The sequence below is a fragment of the Streptomyces sp. HPF1205 genome, from assembly GCF_020400825.1.
Classification (GTDB): domain Bacteria; phylum Actinomycetota; class Actinomycetes; order Streptomycetales; family Streptomycetaceae; genus Actinacidiphila.
Genome location: NZ_JAINVH010000027.1, coordinates 1 through 20680 on the forward strand (window position 1 = coordinate 1; position 20680 = coordinate 20680).

The 20680-nt window shown below is 77.4% G+C and carries 2 protein-coding genes; both read right to left on the minus strand.

The annotated features are described in order from the left end of the window. Positions 1-8952, minus strand: an 8952-nt coding sequence (locus K7G61_RS26025) for a type I polyketide synthase (RefSeq protein ID WP_225849418.1), incomplete at its 3' end; no start/stop codon positions are given. Positions 8953-9266: 314 nt separating this feature from the next. Further along, positions 9267-20651 (minus strand): type I polyketide synthase, encoded by an 11385-nt coding sequence (locus K7G61_RS26030; protein ID WP_225849419.1) that lies wholly within the window; start codon positions 20649-20651, stop codon positions 9267-9269. Positions 20652-20680: the final 29 nt, after the last annotated feature.

The following is a 20680-nucleotide window of genomic DNA, read 5'->3' on the forward strand; positions in this document are numbered from 1 at the left end:
AGTGACCCGGGCCAGCCGCGGTACCGCCAAAGCACCCCCACGAAGGGCGAGTTGAGGCTCACCGGCCGCCAAGGCCGCCGGCAGCACAGCCCACGACTCCGACGTACCATCCGTGTCCACCAGGACGATCCGCCCCGGCATCTCCGTCTGCGCCGCCCGCAGCAGCCCCCACACAGCGCTGCCGCCCAGGTCGCCGATCTGCTCGCCGGGCAGGGTGGCCATGGCGTGTGCGGTGACCACGGCCAGGCGGGCACTTTCGGGCGGGCCGGCCGCGAGCCAGGCTGTCACGCCCTCCAGTGCGGCGGCGGCCGCGTCGGGACCGGCGACGGTCAGCACGGCGTTGCCCTCCACGACGGAGGGGAGCCCGCCTGCCGTGATCACGGCCGCGTCGCCCAGCGCCGCCCCCGCGCCCAGCGGGTCCGTACCCAGGACCGTCCAGCCCGCCGGGTGGGCGTCGCCGGACGGAGGGGCGAGGGGCGTCCAGGTGACGTGGAAGAGGACGTCGGAGGCCGGCGCGGCGGTGTCGGCGGCGGTGACGGCCCGCATGGTGAGGCCGTCGACACTCATCACGGACTTCCCGGCGGCGTCCGCGACGAGGAGGGCGACGGTGTCGGTTCCGGTACGGGTGAGGCGGACCCGTACGGCCGCGGCGCCCACGGCGTGCAGGGTGACACCCGACCAGGAGAACGGCAGTCCGGCGCCGCCCGTCCCGGCCAGGCCCACGGCGTGCAGGGCGGAGTCGAGCAGGGCGGGGTGGAGGCCGAAGGCGTCGGCGTCCCGGCCCTCGGGCAGCGCGGCCTCGGCGTACAGGTCGTCGCCGTCGCGCCAGGCGGCCCGCAGCCCCTGGAAGAGCGGGCCGTAGCCGAACCCGGCCCTGGTCAGTTCCGGGTAGAGGCCGTCCGTGGCGAGCGGCACGGCGCCGGCCGGCGGCCATGTGGCCAGGGAGTCGTCGGCGGCCTGATCGGCGGAGGCGGCGGGGGCAAGGGTGCCGGTGGCGTGCCGGGTCCAGGGGGTTCCGGGCCGGTCGGAGCGGGCGTGGACGGTGACCGTGCGGCGGCCGGTGGCGTCGGGGGCGTCGGCGCGGATCTGGACGGCGACGCCGCCGGTCGCGGGCAGTACGAGCGGCGCGGTGAGGGTGAGTTCCTCGACGCGCTCGGTACCCGTCTCCTCGGCGGCGCGCAGCACCATGTCGAGGACGGCCGTGCCGGGCACGACGACCGTGCCGTGGACGCGGTGCTCGGTGAGCCAGGGGTGGGTGCGGGCGGCGAGGGAGCCGGTGAGGACCACCGCGTCCTGGCCGGCGAGGGTGACGGCGGCGCCGAGCAGGGGGTGCCCGGTGCCGGCGAGGCCGAGGGAGCGGGCGTCGCCGGTACCGGGGGCGGGCTGCGGCCAGAAGCGGCGGCGCTGGAAGGCGTACGTGGGCAGGTCGGTGGTGCGGGCGCCGGTGCCGGCGAACACCGCGGGCCAGTCGGCGGCCGTCCCGGCTACGTGGCAGCGCGCGAGGGCGGCGGTCAGGGCGGCCGGCTCGGGGTGGCCGGTCCGGGCGGAGGCGATGGCGGTGACGGCGGGTTCGCCGTCCAGGGTCTGCTGGACGAGGGCGGTGAGGACGCCGCCCGGGCCGATCTCCAGGAAGGTGCGGGCGCCGTGGGCGTGCAGGCTGCGCAGCCCGTCGGCGAACCGTACGGTCTCGCGGACGTGGCCGACCCAGTAGGCGGGTTCGGTCAGGTCGGTGGCGATCCGGCCGGTCACGTTGGAGACGACGGGGATGCGCGGGCTGTGGTAGGTCAGCGACTCGGCGACGGCCCTGAACTGCGCCAGCATCGGCTCCATCAGCGGTGAGTGGAAGGCGTGGCTGACGGTGAGCCGCTTGGTCCCGCGGCCCTGTGCCTCCCATGCCTCGGCCAGTTCCTGGACGGCGGGGGCGGGTCCGGAGACGACGACGGCCCCGGGCCCGTTGACGGCGGCGACCGCCACCTCCCCGCGGTCGGCGAGTGCCTCCCGTACGAACGCCTCGTCGGCCTGGACGGCCAGCATCGCGCCCCCGGCGGGCAGCGCCTGCATCAGCCGGCCCCGGGCCGCGACGAGCGTGCACACGTCGTCCAGGGACAGGACGCCCGCCGCGTGGGCGGCGGCGATCTCGCCGATGGAGTGGCCGGCGAGCAGGTCGGGGCGCACCCCCCAGCTCTCCAGCAGCCGGAACGCGGCGATCTCCCAGGCCAGCAGGGCGGCCTGGGTGTGGACGGTCGCGTTCAGGTCGGCCGGGTCGGGGTCGGACATCACCTCCCGCAGGGGCCGGTGGAGCATCGCGTCGAAGCGGGCGCACACGGCGTCGAAGGCGTCGGCGAACACGGGGAAGGCGGCGTGGAGTTCGCGGCCCATGCCGGGCCGCTGGCTGCCCTGGCCGGAGAAGAGGAACGCGGTGCGTCCCTCGCCCGCCGTGCCGGTGACGGTCCCGGCGGCCGGCTCCCCGGCGGCGAGGGCTTCCAGGGCGGCGCGCAGGTCGGCGTTGTCGGAGGCGACGAGGGCCGCGCGGTGGTCGAGGGCGGCGCGGGTGGTGGCGAGGGAGAGCGCGAGGTCGGGCAGGGCGGGCGCGTCGTCGCGGTCGAGCAGGGCGCTCAGGGCGGCGGCCTGCCCGCGCAGTGCCTCGGGGCTGCGCGCGGAGAGCAGCACCGGCAGCGGCGCGACCACGGGGGCGGCCCCGGGCGCGGGCTCTCCCCCGGGCACGGTCGCGGCCTCGGGCTCCCGCCCGGCCTCCGGCTCGGTCGCCGGCTCCGGGGCCGGGGCCGGGGCCGGCTCCGGGGCCGTCGTGGCGGGGATCTCCTGGTCGGCCGGAGCGGCGGACCGGGGCGCGTCCGCGACCTGTTCGAGGATGACGTGGGCGTTGGTGCCGCTCACGCCGAAGGAGGAGACGGCGGCGCGGCGGGGGCCGTCGTGCACGGGCCAGGCCGTGGCCTCGGTGAGGAGTTCGACGTCGCCGGCGGTCCAGTCGACGTGGCTGCTGGGCGCGTCGACGTGGAGGGTGCGGGGGGCGAGGCCGTACCGCATGGCCTGCACCATCTTGATGACGCCCGCCACACCCGAGGCGGACTGGGTGTGGCCGATGTTGGACTTGATCGAGCCGAGCAGCAGCGGGCGGCCGGTGGGCCGGTCCTGGCCGTACGTGGCCAGCAGCGCCTGCGCCTCGATGGGATCGCCGAGCGCGGTGCCCGTACCGTGCGCCTCGACGACGTCGACCTGCTGCGGGGTGAGGCGGGCGGCGGACAGCGCCTGGCGGATGACGCGCTGCTGCGAAGGGCCGTTGGGCGCGGTCAGGCCGTTGCTCGCGCCGTCCTGGTTGACGGCCGAACCGCGGACGACGGCGAGGACGGGGTGGCCGTTGCGGTGGGCGTCGGAGAGCCGCTCGACCAGCAGCAGGCCCGCGCCCTCGCCCCATCCCGTACCGTCGGCGGCGTCGGCGAACGGCTTGCAGCGCCCGTCGGCGGCCAGGCCGCGCTGCCTGCTGAACTCGACGAACGAGCCGGGGGTCGCCATCACCGTGACACCGCCGGCCAGCGCCATCGTGCAGTCGCCCTCGCGCAGCGCCTGCACGGCCAGGTGCAGGGCGACAAGGGAGGACGAGCAGGCGGTGTCGACGGTGACGGCCGGACCCTCAAGGCCGAAGGTGTACGAGATGCGGCCGGACACGACGCTCGCGGAGTTGCCGGTGACGAGGTGGCCCTCGTGCGCGGGGCCGGCCTCGCGCAGCAGCATGCCGTAGTCGAGGCTGTTGGTGCCGATGAAGACGCCGGTGCGGGAGCCGTGGAGGGTGTCGGGGCTGATCCGGGCGCGTTCGAAGGTCTCCCAGGCGGTCTCCAGCAGCAGCCGCTGCTGCGGGTCGGTGGCCAGGGCCTCACGCGGCGAGATGCCGAAGAACGCGGCGTCGAAGTCGGCGGCGGCGTCGAGGAAGGCGCCGGACCCGACGTAGGAGGTACCGGGGTGGTCGGGGTCGGCGTCCAGGAGGGTGTCCAGGTCCCAGCCCCGGTCGTCGGGGAACGCGGTGACGGCGTCGCGGCCTTCGGCGACAAGCGACCACAGGTCGTCCGGGGACATGACGCCGCCGGGGTAACGGCAGCCCATCGCGACGATGGCGACGGGTTCGAGGTCGGCGGGGTCTGCGGGGCCCGCGGAATCGGCGGATGGGCCCGGACCGTCATCGGTGGCAGAGTCCGCCGCGGACCCGGCCGCGGACCCGGCATCGTCATCCGTGCCGCTGCCGGCGCCGAACAGGAGGCCGCCGAGGTGTGCGGCCAGGGCGGCGGCGGTGGGGTGGTCGTAGGCGAGGGTGGCGGTCAGGGCGAGGCCGGTGCGGCGGGCGAGGCGGTCGCGCAGCTCGACGGCGGTCATGGAGTCGAAGCCGAGGTCCTTGAAGGCGCGGCCCGGTTCGACGGCGTCGGCGGATGTGTGGCCGAGCAGGCCGGCGATCTCCTCGCGGACGAGGCCGGTGAGGGCGTGGCGCCGCTCGGCGGGGGGCAACTCGCCAAGGGAGTCGAGCCAGGCGGGCCGTGCTCCCTGGGCGGGGGCGGTCCCGGCGCTGTGCAGGGCGGCGGCGGCCTCGGGCACTGCGAGCAGGAGCGGGCGCGGCCGGGCCGCGGTGTACGTGGCGGCGAACGGCCCCCAGTCGACGTCCGCGACAATGGTGGCGGCGGTGTCCAGGGCCGGGGACAGCGCGAGGTCGGCGAGGGCGTCGGCGGGGGCGAGCGCGGGCAGGCCGCGGCGGCGCAGGTGGTCCTCGGCTCCGTCGTCGGCGGCCATGCCGCCGCCCGCCCACGGGCCCCAGGCGATGGAGGAGGCGGCCAGGCCGCGGTCGCGACGGTACTGCGCGAGGGCGTCCAGGTAGGCGTTGGCGTGGGCGTAGCCGCTCTGGTTGCCGCTGCCCCAGGCGGCGGCGATCGAGGAGAACAGCACGAACGCGTCCAGTTCGACGCCGTCGAGGAGTTCGTGCAGGTGGCGGGCGCCCAGCACCTTGGCGTCGGAGACGTGGGCGGCGTCGGCGAGGGTGACGTCGGTCAGCGGGGTGTACTGCGGCAGGCCGGCGGCGTGCAGGACGGCGGTGAGCGGTTCGGGGTCCCGGCGCAGCCGTTCCAGCAGGGAGGCGAGGGCGTCGCGGTCGGCGGCGTCGCAGGAGGCGAGGGTGACGCGGGCGCCCGACTCCTCGACGGCGGCGGCGAGTTCGGCGGCGCCCGGGGCGTCGGCGCCGCGCCGCCCGGCCAGGACGACGTGGGCGGCGCCGTTGTCGGCGAGCCAGCGGGCGAGGTGGCCGCCTATGCCGCCGGTGCCGCCGGTGACCAGGACGGTGCCGCGCGGCTGCCAGGGCGCGACCGGGGCGGCGGACGGGTGGTGTTCGATACGGCGGGCGAAGACGCCGGAGGGGCCGATCGCGATCTGGTCCTCGTCGCCGTAGGCGCCGTCGAGGACGGCGGCCAGCCGGCCGACCGCGCGGGCGTCGAGGAGTTCGGGCAGGTCCGCGAGGCCGCCCCAGCGGTCGGGGTGCTCCAGGGCGGCGGCCTGGCCCAGTCCCCAGGTGCGGGCCTGGTCGGGCGAGGTGAGCCGGGCGGCGCCGCCGAGGTGCACGGCGCCGCGGGTGGCGCACCACAGGCGTGCGGTGCCGCCGTCGGCGACGAGGGCCTGCAGCAGCAGCGTGTTGGCGGCGAGGCCGGCCGGCAGGGAGGGGTGCTCGGGGTGCGGGCGCTCGTCGAGGGCCAGCAGGGACAGGACGGCGGTGGGGGGCGCGGCTCCGTCGGGGGCGGCGAGCAGCGGGGCCACGTCGGCGGGGGTTGCCGCCCCGGTGGCGGCGGTCGCGGTGCGGACCTCGTGGCCGCGGGCGCGCAGGGCGTCGGCCGTGGCGGCCGCGTCGGCGTCGGCGGCACCGCCCTCGGGAACGACGAGGAGCCACACGCCGGGTGCGGCCGGGGCGGCGGCTCCGGGGGCCGGGGCCGGCAGCGGGGTCCAGGTGGCGCGGTAGCGGCGGGCGTCGGCGGCGTCCTGCGCCCGCCGGCGGCGGCGCCAGGCGGACAGCACGGGCAGCGCCGGGAGCACGCTCGCCAACTCGTCGTCGCCGTCGAGGAGGTGGAGGGCGGCGGCCACGGCCGCGGGGTCCTCGCTCTCGACGGCGGACCAGAAGCCGCTGTCGGGCGCGGAGGCCGGCCCGCCCGTACCGGCGTCCGGGCCGGCGGCGGGCCAGAAGGCGGTGTGCTGGAAGGGGTACGTCGGCAGGTCGACGCGGTGGCCCCCGGCGCCGGCGTGGACGGCCGCCCAGTCGACGCGTGCGCCGCGGGTGTGGGCGGCGGCGACGGCCGCGGTGAGGGTCGCCGCCTCGGGGCGTCCGGCGCGCAGGGCCGGCAGCAGGGCGGTGCCGTCCTCGCCGGGCAGTACGGCCCGGGCCATCGCGGACAGGACGGCGTCGGGGCCGAGTTCGAGGAAGGTGCGTACGTCGGCGTCGTACAGGGTGCGCACCCCGTCGGCGAACCGTACGGCCTCGCGCACGTGCCGTACCCAGTACGCGGGGTCCGTCACATCGCCGGTGAGGTCACCGGTGACATTGGAAACCACCGGGATACGGGGGGCGTGGTACGTCAGCGACTCAGCGACGGAACGGAATTCCGCCAGCATCGGGTCCATCAGCGGCGAGTGGAAAGCGTGCGAGACGGTCAGCCGCTTGACCTTGCGCCCCTGTGAACGCCACCCGGCCTCCAGCTCACCGATCGCCTCGTCCGCGCCGGAGACGACGATCGCCTCGGGCCCGTTGACGGCCGCGATCGCCACGTCGTCGCGGCCCGCCAGCGCCTCCCGTACGACCGGCTCCCGCGCCTGCACCGCGAGCATCGCGCCACTGGCGGGCAGCGCCTGCATCAACCGGCCACGGGCCGCGACCAGCCGGACCGCGTCCTGCAGCGACAGCACACCCGCCACATGGGCGGCGGTCAGCTCACCGATGGAGTGGCCCGCCAGGAAGTCGGGCGTCACGCCCCACGACTCCACCAGCCGGTACAGGGCCACCTCCAGCGCGAACAGCGCGGCCTGTGTGTAGGCGGTACGGTGCAGATCCGCCGGCTCGGCCTCGAACATCACCTCGCGCAGCGGCCGTTCCAGGCCCGTGGCGTCGAAGAGCGCGCACACCTCCTCCAGTGCGGCCGCGAACACCGCGTGCTCCTCGGCGAGTTCGCGGGCGGCTCCTGGGCGCTGGCCGCCCTGGCCGGAGAAGAGGACCGCGAGCCCGCCGCTGTCGGCGGTGCCCTCGGCCAGGTGCGGGCCGGCCTCGCCGTCGGCCAGCGCCGCGAGGCCGGCGAGGACTCCGGGGCGGTCGGTGGCGGTGACGGCGGCCCGGTGCTCCAGGGGCGCGCGGGTGGTGGCCAGCGAGACGGAGACGTCGTCGAGCGCGGGGGCGTCGGGCCCGGTGAGCAGGGCGTGCACGGCCCGCGCCTGGGCGGCGAGGGCGGCGGGGTCGCCGGCCGACAGCACGAGCGGCAGCGGGGCGGTCCTGCGGGCGGTCCAGCCCGGCGCCGGGGCGCCGTCCGCGGCCTCGCCGGAGACGGCGGGCGGGGCCTGCTCGACAATGGTGTGGGCGTTGGTGCCGGCCACGCCGAACGCGGAGACGCCCGCGCGGCGGGGTTTGCCCGTCTCGGGCCAGGGGGTGGCGGCGTCCAGGACGCGGACGGTGCCGGCGGACCAGTCGACGTGCGGGGTGGGCTCGTCGAGGTGGAGGGTGCCGGGCAGGACGCCGTTGCGGATGGCCATGACCGTCTTGATGACGCCGGCGACGCCCGCGGCGGCCTGGGTGTGGCCGATGTTGGACTTCAGCGCGCCGAGCAGCAGCGGCCGGCCGGCGGGGCGGCTGCGGCCGTAGGTGTTGATGAGGGCCTGCGCCTCGATGGGGTCGCCGAGGGTGGTGCCGGTCCCGTGGGTCTCGACGGTGTCGATCTGCGCGGCGGTGAGGCGGGCGGCCTTCAGGGCCTCGCGGATGACGCGCTGCTGGGCCGGGCCGTTGGGCGCGGTGACGCCGTTGCTGGCGCCGTCCTGGTTGACCGCGGAGCCGCGCACGACGGCGAGGACCTCGTGGCCCAGCCGCTCGGCGTCGCTGAGGCGTTCGACCAGGAGCATGCCGGCGCCCTCGCCCCAGCCGGTGCCGTCGGCCGCGGCGGCGAACGGCTTGCAGCGGCCGTCGGCGGCCAGGCCCCGCTGCCGGGTGAACTCCACGAAGACCTCGGGGGTGGCCATGACGGTGACGCCGCCGGCCAGGGCCATCGTGCACTCGCCGGCCCGCAGCGCCTGCACGGCCAGGTGCAGGGCGACCAGCGAGGACGAGCAGGCGGTGTCGACGGTGACGGCGGGACCCTCAAGGCCGAGGGTGTAGGCGACGCGGCCGGACAGCAGGCTGCCCGCGTCGCCGGTCAGGGCGTAGCCCTCGCCGCCCCTGGCGCCGTTGCGGACGCTCGTCCCGTACCCCTGCGGAGAAGCGCCGACGAACATGCCGACGAACCCGCCCCGCACGTCGGTCGGGGCGATCCGGGCCCGTTCCAGGGCCTCCCAGGAGATCTCCAGCAGCAGCCGCTGCTGCGGGTCCATGGCCAGCGCCTCGCGGGGGCTGATGCCGAAGAATCCCGCGTCGAAGCCGGCGGCGTCGTCCAGGAAGGCGCCCTCGCGGGCGAGGCTGGCGGCCTGGCCGCCGGGGGCGGCGAGGGCGTCCAGGTCCCAGCCGCGGTCGCCGGGGAAGGGGGTGACGGCGTCCCCGCCGGAGGCGACCAGTCGCCACAGGTCCTCCGGGGAGCGCACGCCGCCGGGGAAGCGGCAGGCCATGCCGACGATGGCGATGGGCTCGTTCGCGGCGGACTCCAGTTCCCCGATACGGCGCCGCGCCTGCCGGAGCTCAGCCGTCATCCACTTGAGGTGGGTGAGCAGCTTCTCTTCGTTCGACATGGTCGCTTCACCTCTCGCGGAACTGTGAGACCGGGACCTGTGGCGTTAGGGGGGACGCAGACAGTGGACCCCGAAAACCGCGCGCGGGCGCACGCCGCGGGCGGTTTTCAGGGGGCGCCGCGCCCCCGGACTGGGGGGTGTCCGGGGCGGTCCGGGGCCGTTGACCCGGCAAGGCCCGGCGGGCGTGGAGGCGGGACGAGGGGCCGGGCGCGGGCGAGGCCCGGACACCGTCACCGGGTCCGGGCCTCGCGGGCCGCGCCGGGTACGACGGGTGGGGTTCGGGGGTGCCCGCCCGCGCTCCGCCCGGCGGGCGGTCAGGACGTGCGGAACTCGCTCTCGATCAGGGCGAGGAGGTCCTCGGCGTCGGCGGCGGCGACATCGTCGTCGACGGGGACGGGGACGGGGACGGTGAGCGTGCCGGGCGTGACGCGGGCGAGGGCGCCGCCGTCGTCCTCCAGGGCGGCGAGCAGGACCCGCAGCCGGTCGGCGAGGGGCGCGCGTTCGTCGCCGGTGGTGAGGGCGGCGACCGAGGCTTCCAGCCGGTCGAGGTCGGCGAGCACCGCCCGGGCCGGGTCGGGGTCGTCCACGGCCAGCAACTCGCCCAGGTGGGCGGCGAGTTCCGCGGGGCTCGGGTAGTCGTAGACGAGGGTGGGACTCAGTTCGAGGCCGGTCCGCGCGGTCAGCCGGTTGCGCAGGTCGATGGCGGTGACGGAGTCGACGCCCAGGTCCTTGAACGGTTTCGCGGCCCGCACCGCGCCGGCGCCGACGTGGCCGAGGGCGGCCGCGGCCTCGTCGCGGACGAGGTCCACGAGGATGCCGGGGCGTTCGGCGGGGGCCGCGCCGGCCAGGGCGGCGCGCAGCCGTTCGCCGGCGGTGTCGGTCCCGGTGGCCGGCGGGGCGGTGGCGGCCGCTGCCGCGAGGGCCTCGGCCTCGGGGAGCGCGGCGAAGAGCGGGCGGGCGCGCAGGGCGGTGATGACGGGCAGGAACGCCTCCCAGTCGACGTCGGCGACCGTGACCGCAGTCTCGTCGTCGGCCAGTGCCTGGAAGAGCGCGGCGACCGCCCGGTCGGGGTCCATGGGCCGCAGTCCGTGCCTGACCAGGTCGCCGGAGACGCCGTCGCCCATGCCGGGGCCGTCCCACAGGCCCCAGGAGACGGACGTGGCGGGCAGGCCGCGGCGCCTGCGGTCCTCGGCGAAGGCGTCGAGGAAGGCGTTGGCGGCGGCGTAGGCGCCCAGGCCGCCGCTGCCCCAGACCGCGGAGATCGAGGAGAACAGGGCGAAGCTGTCGAGCCGGTCGCCGAGCAGGGCGTCGAGGTGGAGGGCTGCGGCGGCCTTGACGGCGGTGACCCGGGCCAGGTCGGCGGCGCCCGTCTCCTCCAGGGTGCCGCCGAAGCCGACGCCTGCCGCGTGCACGACGTCGGTGATCCGGTCGCCGTCGGTCTCGACGCGGGCGATCAGCGCGGCGAGCGCGTCCCGGTCCGCCACGTCGCAGGCGGCGACGGTGACCCGGGCGCCGGCCTCCTCCAGTTCGGCCCGCAGGGCGGTGGCGCCGGGGGCGTCGGGGCCGGAGCGGCTGACGAGGACGAGGTGTTCGGCGCCCCGGGCCGCGAGGTGGCGGGCGAGCCCGGCGCCCAGGCCGCCGGTGCCGCCGGTGACCAGGACGGTGCCGGCCGGCAGCGGGCGGCGGGCGGCCGCCGGGCGGCGCGGGGCGCGCAGCAGGCGGCGTACGAGGAGGCCGCCGGGGCGCAGCGCGATCTGGTCCTCGCCTTCGGGCAGTCCGGTGAGGGCGGCCGTCAACTGCCGCGGCCAGGCGGTGTCGCCGAGGGCGTCCGGCAGGTCGATCAGGCCGCCCCAACGGCGCGGCTGTTCGAGGGCGGCGGTGCGGCCCAGGGCCCATGTCTGGGCGCTCCAGGGGTCGTCCGGCCGGTCCTGCGCGACGGCGTGCCGGGTGCCGCGGGTCAGCATCCACAGGCGCCCGGCGGGGTCGAGATCGCCGAACGCCTGGATGGTGGCGAGGGCCGCGGTGACCTGAGGCGGGGGCTCCGTACCGGCGTGGTCGCGGCCCGCGGACAGCAGCGAGACGACGCCTTCGGCGCCGGCCGCGCCTGCGGCGGCGAGCCGCTGCCGCAGCGCCTCACGGGAGGTCTCCCCGGGGCCGCACGGCACCGCCGCCGCGTCGGCCCCTGCGGCGCCGAGGGCCGTGGTGACCGCGTCGGACAGGTCGTCGTCGCCGGCGGTGAGGACGAGCCAGCGGCCGGTGAGGGTGCCGGGCACGGCCGTGACGGGGTGCCAGGCGGTGCGGTAGCGCCAGCCGTCGAGGGCGGCGGCCAGGCGCTGTTCGCGGCGGCGGCCGGCGAGTTCGGGCAGGGCGTCGCGCAGCGGCCGGTCGCCGTCGAGGCCGAGGGAGCCCAGGTCGCCGTTCTCGACGGCGTCCCAGAACGCCGCGTCGGTGGCGCCGTCGGCGGCGGGGCGGCGCGGCAGGAGCCAGTAGCGGTCGCGCTGGAAGGCGTAGGTGGGCAGCGGGACGCGGACCGCTCCGGTGCCGGCGTACAGGGCGGCCCAGTCGGGGGTCGTGCCGCGGACGTACAGGTCGGCCAGGGCGTTGAGCACGCAACCCGGTTCGGGTCGGTCCGCCCGCAGTGTGGCGACGGCGGCGCCCGCGGTCGCGTCCTGGCGGCGGGCCAGGGCGGTGAGCACGCCGTCGGGGCCCAGTTCCAGCAGGGTGCGGGCGCCTTGCGCGTGCAAGGTGGCGACCGCGTCGCCGAAGCGGACGGTCTCGCGGGCGTGGCGCACCCAGTAGCCGGGGTCGGTGAGGTCGTCGGGGTCGGCGAGCGCACCCGTGACGTCGGAGACGACGGGCAGCCGCGGCACATTGTAGGCCAGGGTCTCGGCGACCTCGCGGAACTCGGCGAGCGCGGGCTCGATCAGCGGCGAGTGGAAGGCGTGGCCGACGCTCAGCAGGTTGACGCGCCGGCCCTGGCGGCGCCAGTGGTCGGCGAGCCGGTCGACGACGTCCCGGGTGCCGGACAGGACGGTGGCGCGGGGGCCGTTGAGGGCGGCGACACCGGCCTGGCCGTCCAGGTCGGCGAGGCAGGCCAGGACCTCGTCCTCGTCGGCCTCGACGGCGAGCATGGCGCCGCCGGACGGGAGCCGGTCCATGGCCCGGCCGCGGGCGGCGACCAGGGCGCAGGCGTCCGGCAGCGTCCACACGCCGGCGGCATAGGCGGCGGTGATCCCGCCGATCGAATGGCCGGCGACGATGTCGGGGGTGACGCCCCAGGAGGCGAACAGCCGCAGCAGCGCCGCCTCCAGGGCGAACAGGGCGGGCTGGGTCCACGCGGTGCGGTCCAGCAGCGCCGCGTCGGGCGTGCCGGGGTCGGCGAACAGCACGTCGCGCAGCGGGCGTTCGAGCGCGGTGTCGAAGTGGCCGCAGATCTCGTCGAGAGCCCGTGCGAACACCGGGAACGCGGCGGCGAGTTCGCGTCCGGCGCCGGGGCGCTGGCTGCCCTGGCCGGAGAAGAGGAAGGCGAGCCGGCCCGGGCCGGCCTCGCCGACGCGGCCGGCCGCCGGGGTGCCGCCGCCGGCGAGGGCGGCGAGGTCGCGCAGCCGGGAGGCGCGGTCCGTACCGGTGAGGGCGGCCCGGTACGGGAGGGCGGCGCGGCTGGTGGCCAGCGCCAGCCCGAGGTCGTGGTCACCGGGCCCGCCGCCGCTCGCGGGACCGCCGGCCTCCAGGTGGGCGAGCAGCCGCCCGGCCTGGGCGCGCAGCGCGTCGTACGAGGCCGCGGACAGCACCCACGGGAGCAGCGCCCCGGCCCGCGGTCCACCGGCCGCGGGCCCGGGCGCGGATCCGGCGGCGGGTTCGGGCGCGGATCCGGCGGCGGGTCCGGGCTCGGATCCCCCCTCGGGCCCTGTCCCGGGTCCCGCCCCGGCGGCGGCGCCTTGTGCCGGATCCTGCGCCGGGGCCCGTACGGGGACCTCCGCGGCGGGCGGTACGGGGTCGTGGGCCGGTGCCTGTTCGAGGACGACGTGGGCGTTGGTGCCGCTGATGCCGAACGAGGAGACCGCGGCACGGCGCGGCCGTCCGGTTGCGGGGAACTCCCGCTGCTCGGTGAGGAGTTCGAGCGCTCCCGCGGTCCAGTCGACGTGCGGGCTGGGGTCGTCGGCGTGCAGGGTGCGGGGCAGTCGCCCGTGCTTGAGGGCGAGGACGGTCTTGATGACGCCGGCGACGCCCGCGGCGGCCTGGGTGTGGCCGAGGTTGGACTTCACCGAGCCGACGAGAACGGGCCGGTCGGCGTCGCGGTCCTGCCCGTACGTGGCGAGCAGGGCCTGCGCCTCGATGGGGTCGCCGAGCGGGGTTCCGGTGCCGTGGGCCTCGACGGCGTCGACGTCGGCCGCGGTGAGCCGGGCGTCGGCGAGGGCGTCGCGGATGACGCGCTGCTGTGAGGGCCCGTTGGGGGCGGTCAGGCCGTTGCTCGCGCCGTCCTGGTTGACGGCGGAGCCGCGCACGACGGCGAGTACGGGGTGGCCGTTGCGGCGGGCGTCGGAGAGGCGTTCGAGCAGGAGCATGCCGACGCCCTCGGCCATGGCCATCCCGTCCGCGGCGGCGCCGAACGCCTTGCAGCGCCCGTCGGCGGCCAGGCCGTGCTGCCGGCTGAAGGCGATGAGCCCGCCCGGGTTGGGCATGACCGCGGCGCCGCCGGCCAGCGCCATGGCGCACTCGTCGCGGCGCAGCGCCTGCACGGCGAGGTGGAGCGCCACCAGCGAGGAGGAGCAGGCGGTGTCGAGGGTGAGTGCCTGGCCCTCCAGGCCGAAGGTGTAGGCGAGCCGGCCGGAGGCGACGCTGGCGGCGCTGCCGGTCAGCAAGTGGCCCTCCATGCCCTCGGGGGCCTCGTGGAGCATGCCGCCGCCGTAGCCCGACTGGGCGGCGCCGACGAAGACGGCGGTACGCGAGCCGCGCAGGGTGTGCGGGTCGATCCCGGCGCGTTCGAACGCCTCCCAGCCGGTCTCCAGCAGCAGCCTCTGCTGCGGGTCCATGGCCAGCGCCTCGCGGGGGGAGATCCCGAAGAATCCCGCGTCGAACTCGGCGGCGTCGTGCAGGAACCCGCCCTCGGTGACGTACGTGCGGCCGGGCCGGTCCGGGTCGGGGTCGTAGAGGCCGTCCAGGTCCCAGCCGCGGTCGGTGGGCAGCCCGGAGACGGCGTCGCCGCCCGCGGCCAGCAGGTCCCACAGCTGCTCGGGGGTGTGGACGCCGCCGGGCAGCCGGCAGCTCATGGCGACGATCGCGACGGGGTCGTCGCCGCCCTCCCCCGCCGCCGGCGGTGGCGGCGCGGTCGGCGCGGTGGCCGGGCCGAGGTCGCCGAGCAGGGACACCGCGAGGTGCTCGGTGAGCCGTCGGGGGGTGGGGTGGTCGAAGACGAGGGTGGGGGGCAGCCGCAGCCCGGTGGCGGCCGACAGCCGGTTGCGCAGCTCGACGGCGGTGAGCGAGTCGAAGCCCATCTCGCGGAAGGCGCGACCGGTGTCGAGGGCGGCCCCGGCGCTGTGGCCGAGTACGGCGGCGGCCTGCGCGGTGACGAGGTCGGTGAGGATGCGCGGCCGGTCCGCCTCGGCGGCGGCCGCGAGCCGGCGGGCCAGGTCGGAGCCGCCGGGAGCGGCGTCGGCGGGGGCGGCGCGCCGCACGGCGGTGACGAGGCCGGACAGCAGCGCCGGCAGGGCGCCGTCGGCGGCCTGGGCGCGCAGGGCCCGGCGGTCGAGGCGGACCGGCACCAGGACGGCTTCGTCCAGGGTGAAGGCGGTGTCGAAGAGGCGGCCTCCGTCGGCGGTGGCGAGGGGACGGATCCCGGCCCGGGCCATGCGGTCGATGTCGGCGTCGGCGAGGCGGCCCGTGATGGTGGTGCGTTCCTCCCACAGGCCCCACGCCAGGGAGGTCGCGGGCAGGCCCTGGGCGCGGCGGTGCTGGGCCAGGCCGTCGGTGAAGGTGTTGGCGGCGGCGTAGTTGCCCTGCCCGGCGCTGCCGAGGGTGCCGGCCAGCGAGGAGAACAGCACGAACGCGGCCAGGTCCTGGTGCTTCGTCAGTTCGTGCAGGTGCCAGGCGGTGTCGGCCTTGGAGCGCAGCACGCCCTCGAAGCGCTCGGGCGTGAGGGCGGTCAGCACGCCGTCGTCCACGACGGCGGCGGTGTGCACGACGGCGGTGAGCGGGTGTTCCGCGGGGATGCCGGCCAGCAGGGCGGCGAGCGCGGCGCGGTCGCCGGTGTCGCAGGCGGCCAGCGTCGCGGTGGCGCCGAGCGCGGCGAGCTCGTCCAGCAGTTCCCGGGCGCCGGGCGCCCGGTGGCCGCTGCGGCCGGCCAGCAGCAGCCTGGTGACGCCGTGCTCGGTGACCAGGCGGCGGGCCATGCGGGCGCCCAGGGTGCCGGTGCCTCCGGTGACCAGGACGGTGCCGTCGGGATGCGGCGGCCGCGGCACGGTGAGGACGACCTTGCCGACGTGCCGGGCCTGGCTGATGTGGCGGAAGGCGTCGCCGGCCCGCCGCAGGTCCCAGGCGTGCAGCGGAAGGGGGCGCAGGGCGCGGGACGCGAACAGCGGCAGCAGCTCGCCGAGCATGGCGCGGGTGCGGTCGTCGCCCGCGTCGCTGGTTTGGAACGCCTGGTAGCGCACACCGGGGTGGTCGGCGGCGACGGTGGCGGGGTCGCGCACGTCGGTCCTGCCGAGCTCGACGAAGCGCCCGCCGCGCGGCAGCAGCCGCAAGGAGGCGTCGGTGAACTCGCGGGCGAGGGAGTTCAGGACGACGTCCATGCCGGCGCCGCCGGTGTGCGCGAGGAAGCGGTCCGCGAACGCCGTCTGGCGGGAGGAGGCGAGGTGGTCGTCGTCCAGACCGAGGGCGCGCAGGGCGGGCCACTTGGACGGGTGGGCGGTGGCGTAGACCTCGGCGCCCAGGTGGCGGGCGAGCTGGACGGCGGCCATGCCGACGCCGCCGGCGGCGGAGTGCACCAGGACGCGCTCTCCCGCCCGCAGGCCGGCCAGGTCGTGCAGGCCGTAGTAGGCGGTGAGGAACGCGACGGGCGTGGCGGCGCCCTGGGCGAACGTCCAGTCGTCCGGGACGCGCGCGAGCCAGCGCTCGTCGGTCACGGCGACGGGCCCGAAGCAGCCGAGGAACATGCCCATGACGCGGTCGCCGGGGGCGATCCCGGTGACGTCGGGTCCGGTCTCCAGGACGACGCCGGCGCCCTCGCTGCCCAGCAGGGCCTGGTCGGGGTACATCCCCAGGGTGATCAGCACATCACGGAAGTTGACACCGCAGGCGCGCATGGCGACGCGGACCTGGTGCCGGTCGAGGGGGGCCTCGGCGGGCGGCCAGGGGACGGCGGTGAGGGCGTCCACCGTGCCCGAGCCGTCGGTGGAGATCCGCCAGGGGCCCTCGGCGGGGGTGGTCAGGGTGCCGGCGGTCGTGGCGCGGGCGAGGCGGGGTACGAGGACGGCGCCCTCGCGCAGCGCGGCCTGCGGCTCATCGCGGGCGACGGCGGCGCGGATCGCGGCGAGGGAGGCGGGCGCCGTGTCGGTGTCGATGAGGACGAGCCGGTCGGGATATTCGAGTTGGGCGCTGCGCAGGAGGCCCCAGCAGGCGGCGGTGACGGGGTCGGCGTCCTCGTGGGGCCCGGTGGCCAGGGCGCCGGAGGTGACGGCGACCAGGCGGGTGGCCGCCCGGGTGCCGTCGGCGAGCGGACCGCGGACGGTCTCCAAGGTGTCCGCGAGAAGGGCGCGGACGGCGTCGGGGGCGGCGCCGCCGGGGTGCCCGCAGGTGATGAGCAGGACGTCCGGTTCCGCGGGGGCCGCCGGGAGGCCGAGGGCGGTGGCCAGGCCGAGGGGGTCGGGGCCGTGCACCGCCCACGCCTCCGTACGGGCCGGGTCGGTACGGGCCGATTCCGTACGGGCCGATTCCGTACGGGCCGGGGCCGCGGGCAGCGGCTGCCAGGTGACGCGGTACAGGGCGTCGGGCAGCGGCGCGGCGCCCTTGGCGGCGAGGGCGGCCGGGTCGACGGGGCGCAGGACGAGGGAGCCGATGGCGGCGACCGGCCGGCCGGTGGGGTCGGCGACATCGACGGCGAGGGTGTCGGGTCCGGCGGCGGTGAGCCGCACGCGCAGCGCGGTCGGTCCGGCCGCGGCCAGGAAGATCCCCGACCAGCTGAAGGGCAGCCGGGTGGTGGTGCGCCCGTCGTCCAGCAGCCCGGCGAAGCCGGCGGCGTGCAGGGCCGAGTCGAGCAGCGCCGGGTGGACGCCGAAGGCGCGGGCTTGCTCGTGCCGGTCCTCGGGCAGCGCGACCTCGGCGTAGACCTCGCCGCCGCGGCGCCAGGCGGCGCGCAGCCCGCGGAAGGCGGGCCCGTAGGTGTAGCCGCGTTCGGCGAGGCGGTCGTACAGGTCGTCGGTCGGGACCGGCTCGGCGCCGGGCGGCGGCCAGGCGGTCAGGTCGGCGTCGGGGGCATCGGGCCCGGCGGCGGCGCTCAGGATGCCGGTGGCGTGCAGGGTCCACGGGGTGTCGCCGGGCTCGTCGTCGTCCGCCCGGGTGCGGGAGTGGACGGTGAGGGCGCGGCGGCCGGAGGCGTCGGGTGCGGCGACGCGGACCTGCAGGTCGGTGGTGGTGTCCTCGCGCAGCGCCAGCGGCGCCGGCAGGGTGAGTTCGTCGACGGTGGGGGCGCCGGCCTGCAGTCCCGCCTGGAGGGCGAGGTCCACGAACGCGGTGCCGGGCAGCAGCGGCGTGCCGTCGGCGACGTGGTCGGCGAGCCACGGATGGGCCTTGAGCGACAGGCGGCCGGACAGGACGAGCCCGTCGCCGTCGGCCAGGGTGACGGCGGCGCCGAGCAGCGGGTGGTCCACGCCGCCCAGGCCCAGGGCCGGCGCGTCCCGGCGGTCGTCGGCCGGCGCCTCCAGCCAGTAGCGCTCCCGCTGGAAGGGGTACGTGGGCAGGTCGGCGCGGGGCACGGCGGCCGGCAGCGTCCGCGTCCAGTCGACGCCGGCGCCGTGGGCGTGGGCGTGGGCGGCGGCGGTCAGGACGCGGTCCGGCCCGTCCTGTCCGCGGCGCAGGGTGCCCAGCGCGGTGCCGCCGCCGGCCTCGTCGAGGGTGCCCTGCACGGCGCCGGTCAGCAGCGGGTGCGGGCTGCACTCCAGGAAGACGCGGTGCCCCGCGGCGGCCAGCGCCTCCACGGCCTCGCGCAGCCGTACCGGGTGGCGGATGTTGCCGTACCAGTAGGCGGCGTCGAGTTGCCCGGCGGTGACCCAGCCGCCGGTGTACGTCGAGTACATGGGGACGGCGGGCGCGAGGGGGCGCAGCGGCGCGAGGACGTCGAGCACCTCCTCGCGCAGGTCCTCCATGTGCGCGCAGTGGGAGGCGTAGGCGACGTTGACCCGGCGGGCCTCCACGCCGGCGTCGGCGCACGCGGCGATGAACGGGTCGAGGACGTCGGCGTCGCCCGAGACGACGGTGGCGTACGGGCCGTTGTGCGCGGCGACGCCGAGCCGGTCCCCGAAGCCGGCCAGCAGCGCGCTCACGCGGTCGGTGGGCGCGAGGACGGAGACCATGCCGCCGGGCCGGGCCCGGCGGGTGATGGCCTTGGCCCGCAGCGCGACGACGCGGGCCGCGTCCTGGAGCGACAGCGCGCCGGCCACCGCGGCCGCGGCGATCTCGCCCTGGGAGTGGCCGACCACGGCCGCGGGCTCCACACCCAGCGACCGCCACAGCGCGGCCAGCGACACCATCACCGCGAACAGGAGGGGCTGCACGACGTCCTGGCGCTCCTGCAGCGCCGCGTCACCGAGGGCGTCGGTCAGGGACCAGTCCGTCCAGGGGGCGAGGGCGTCCGCGCAGGCGGCCATGGAGGCGGCGAACACCGGCGAGGCGGTGAGGAGTTCGGTGGCCATGCCGACCCACTGGGAGCCGGCGCCGGGGAAGACGAGGACGACGCCGCCCGCGGCGTGCCGGGCGCTGCCGGTGACGAGGTGGGGGTGCTCCTCCCCCGCGGCGAGAGCGGCGAGGGCGGCGAGCCGGTCGGCGCGGGTGTCGCCGAGGACGAGGGCGCGGTCCTCGAACGAGGCCCGGCGCAGCAGGAGTTCGGCGGCGATCGCGGCGGGCTCGGCATCTCCCCGTACGGCGGGGGCGGCGGCGAGGCGGGCGGCCTGCTCGCGCAGGGCGGCGGTGCCCCGAGCGGACAGCACCCACGGCGGAGGGGCGGAGCCCAGCGGCGCGGGCTCGGCGGTCTCGGCTCCGGCGGCGGATGCGGGTGCGGTGCCGGGTGCGGCCTCGTCTCCGGCGGCGGGCTCGGTCCCGGGGGCCTGTTCCAGGACGAGGTGAACGTTGGTGCCGCTGACGCCGAACGAGGAGACGCCGATCCGGCGGGGCCGCCCGGTCTCGGGGAACGGCCGCTTCTCGGTGAGGAGCCGGACGTCGCCCGCGGTCCAGTCCACGTGGCGGGAGGGCTCGTCGACGTGCAGGGTGGCCGGCAGCACGCCGTGCCGCAGCGCCATCACGGACTTGATGACGCTGCCGACGCCCGACGCGGTCTGGCTGTGGCCGATGTTGGACTTGAGCGAGCCGAGCCACAGCGGCCGTCCCTCGGGCCGGTCCTGCCCGTAGGTCGCCAGCAGCGCCTGCGCCTCGATGGGGTCGCCGAGGGTGGTGCCGGTGCCGTGCCCCTCGACGGCGTCGACGTCGGCGGCCGACAGCCGCGCGTCGGCCAGTGCCTGCAGGATGACGCGCTGCTGGGCGGGGCCGCTGGGCGCGGACAGGCCGTTGCTGGCGCCGTCCTGGTTGGTGGCGGCGCCGCGGATCACGGCGAGCACGTCGTGGCCGTTGCGGCGGGCGTCGCCGAGCCGTTCCAGGACGAGGACGCCGACGCCGTCGGCCCAGCCGATGCCGTCGGCGGCGTCCGCGAACGGCTTGCAGCGGCCGTCGGGCGCCAGGCCGCCCTGCCGGGAGAACTCGATGAACGCCCACGGCGTGGCGGAGATCGCGGCGCCGCCGGCCAGGGCCAGCCCGCAGTCGCCGTTCCTGAGGTTCTGCACGGCCAGGTGGATGGCGACGGTCGAGGAGGAGCAGGCGGTGTCGACGGTGACGGCCGGGCCCTCCAGGCCGAGGGTGTAGGCGACGCGGCCGGAGGCGACGCTGGTGACGGTGCCGGTCAGCAGGTGGCCCTCGACGCCCGCGGGCAGCCGCTGGTGGCCGGCCCCGCCGTAGCCTTGGAAGCCGGCGCCGATGAACACGCCGGAGCGGCTGCCGCGCAGGCTGCCCGGTTCGATGCCGGCCCGTTCCAGGGCCTCCCACGAGGTCTCCAGCAGCAGCCTTTGCTGCGGGTCCATCGCCAGCGCCTCACGCGGCGAGATCCCGAAGAAGCCCGCGTCGAAGTGGCCGGCGTCCTCGATGAACCCGCCGTTGGCGCAGTAGAACGTGCCCTCGTGGTCGGGGTCGGGGTGGTACAGGCGGTCGATGTCCCAGCCCCGGTCCGCCGGCAGCCCGCCGACCGCGTCGGTGCCCGCCTCCACCAGCTGCCACAGGTCCTCCGGGCTGCGCACGCCCCCCGGGTAGCGGCAGGCCATGCCGACGATCGCGATGGGCTCGCGCGCCGCCTCGGCCAGCCCGCGGTTGGCCTGCCGGAGCCGCTCGGTCTCCTTGAGGGAGGCCCGGAGCGCTTCGAGCAGTTGCTCGGTGGACGTGGTCATCGAAGGACTCCTCGAATGCGTGGGCGTCG

What these genes read in the sequence shown, in the direction of transcription:
- K7G61_RS26030 (WP_225849419.1), bottom strand. Translation starts at nt 20,651, where the DNA reads ATGACCACGTCCACCGAGCAACTGCTCGAAGCGCTCCGGGCCTCCCTC.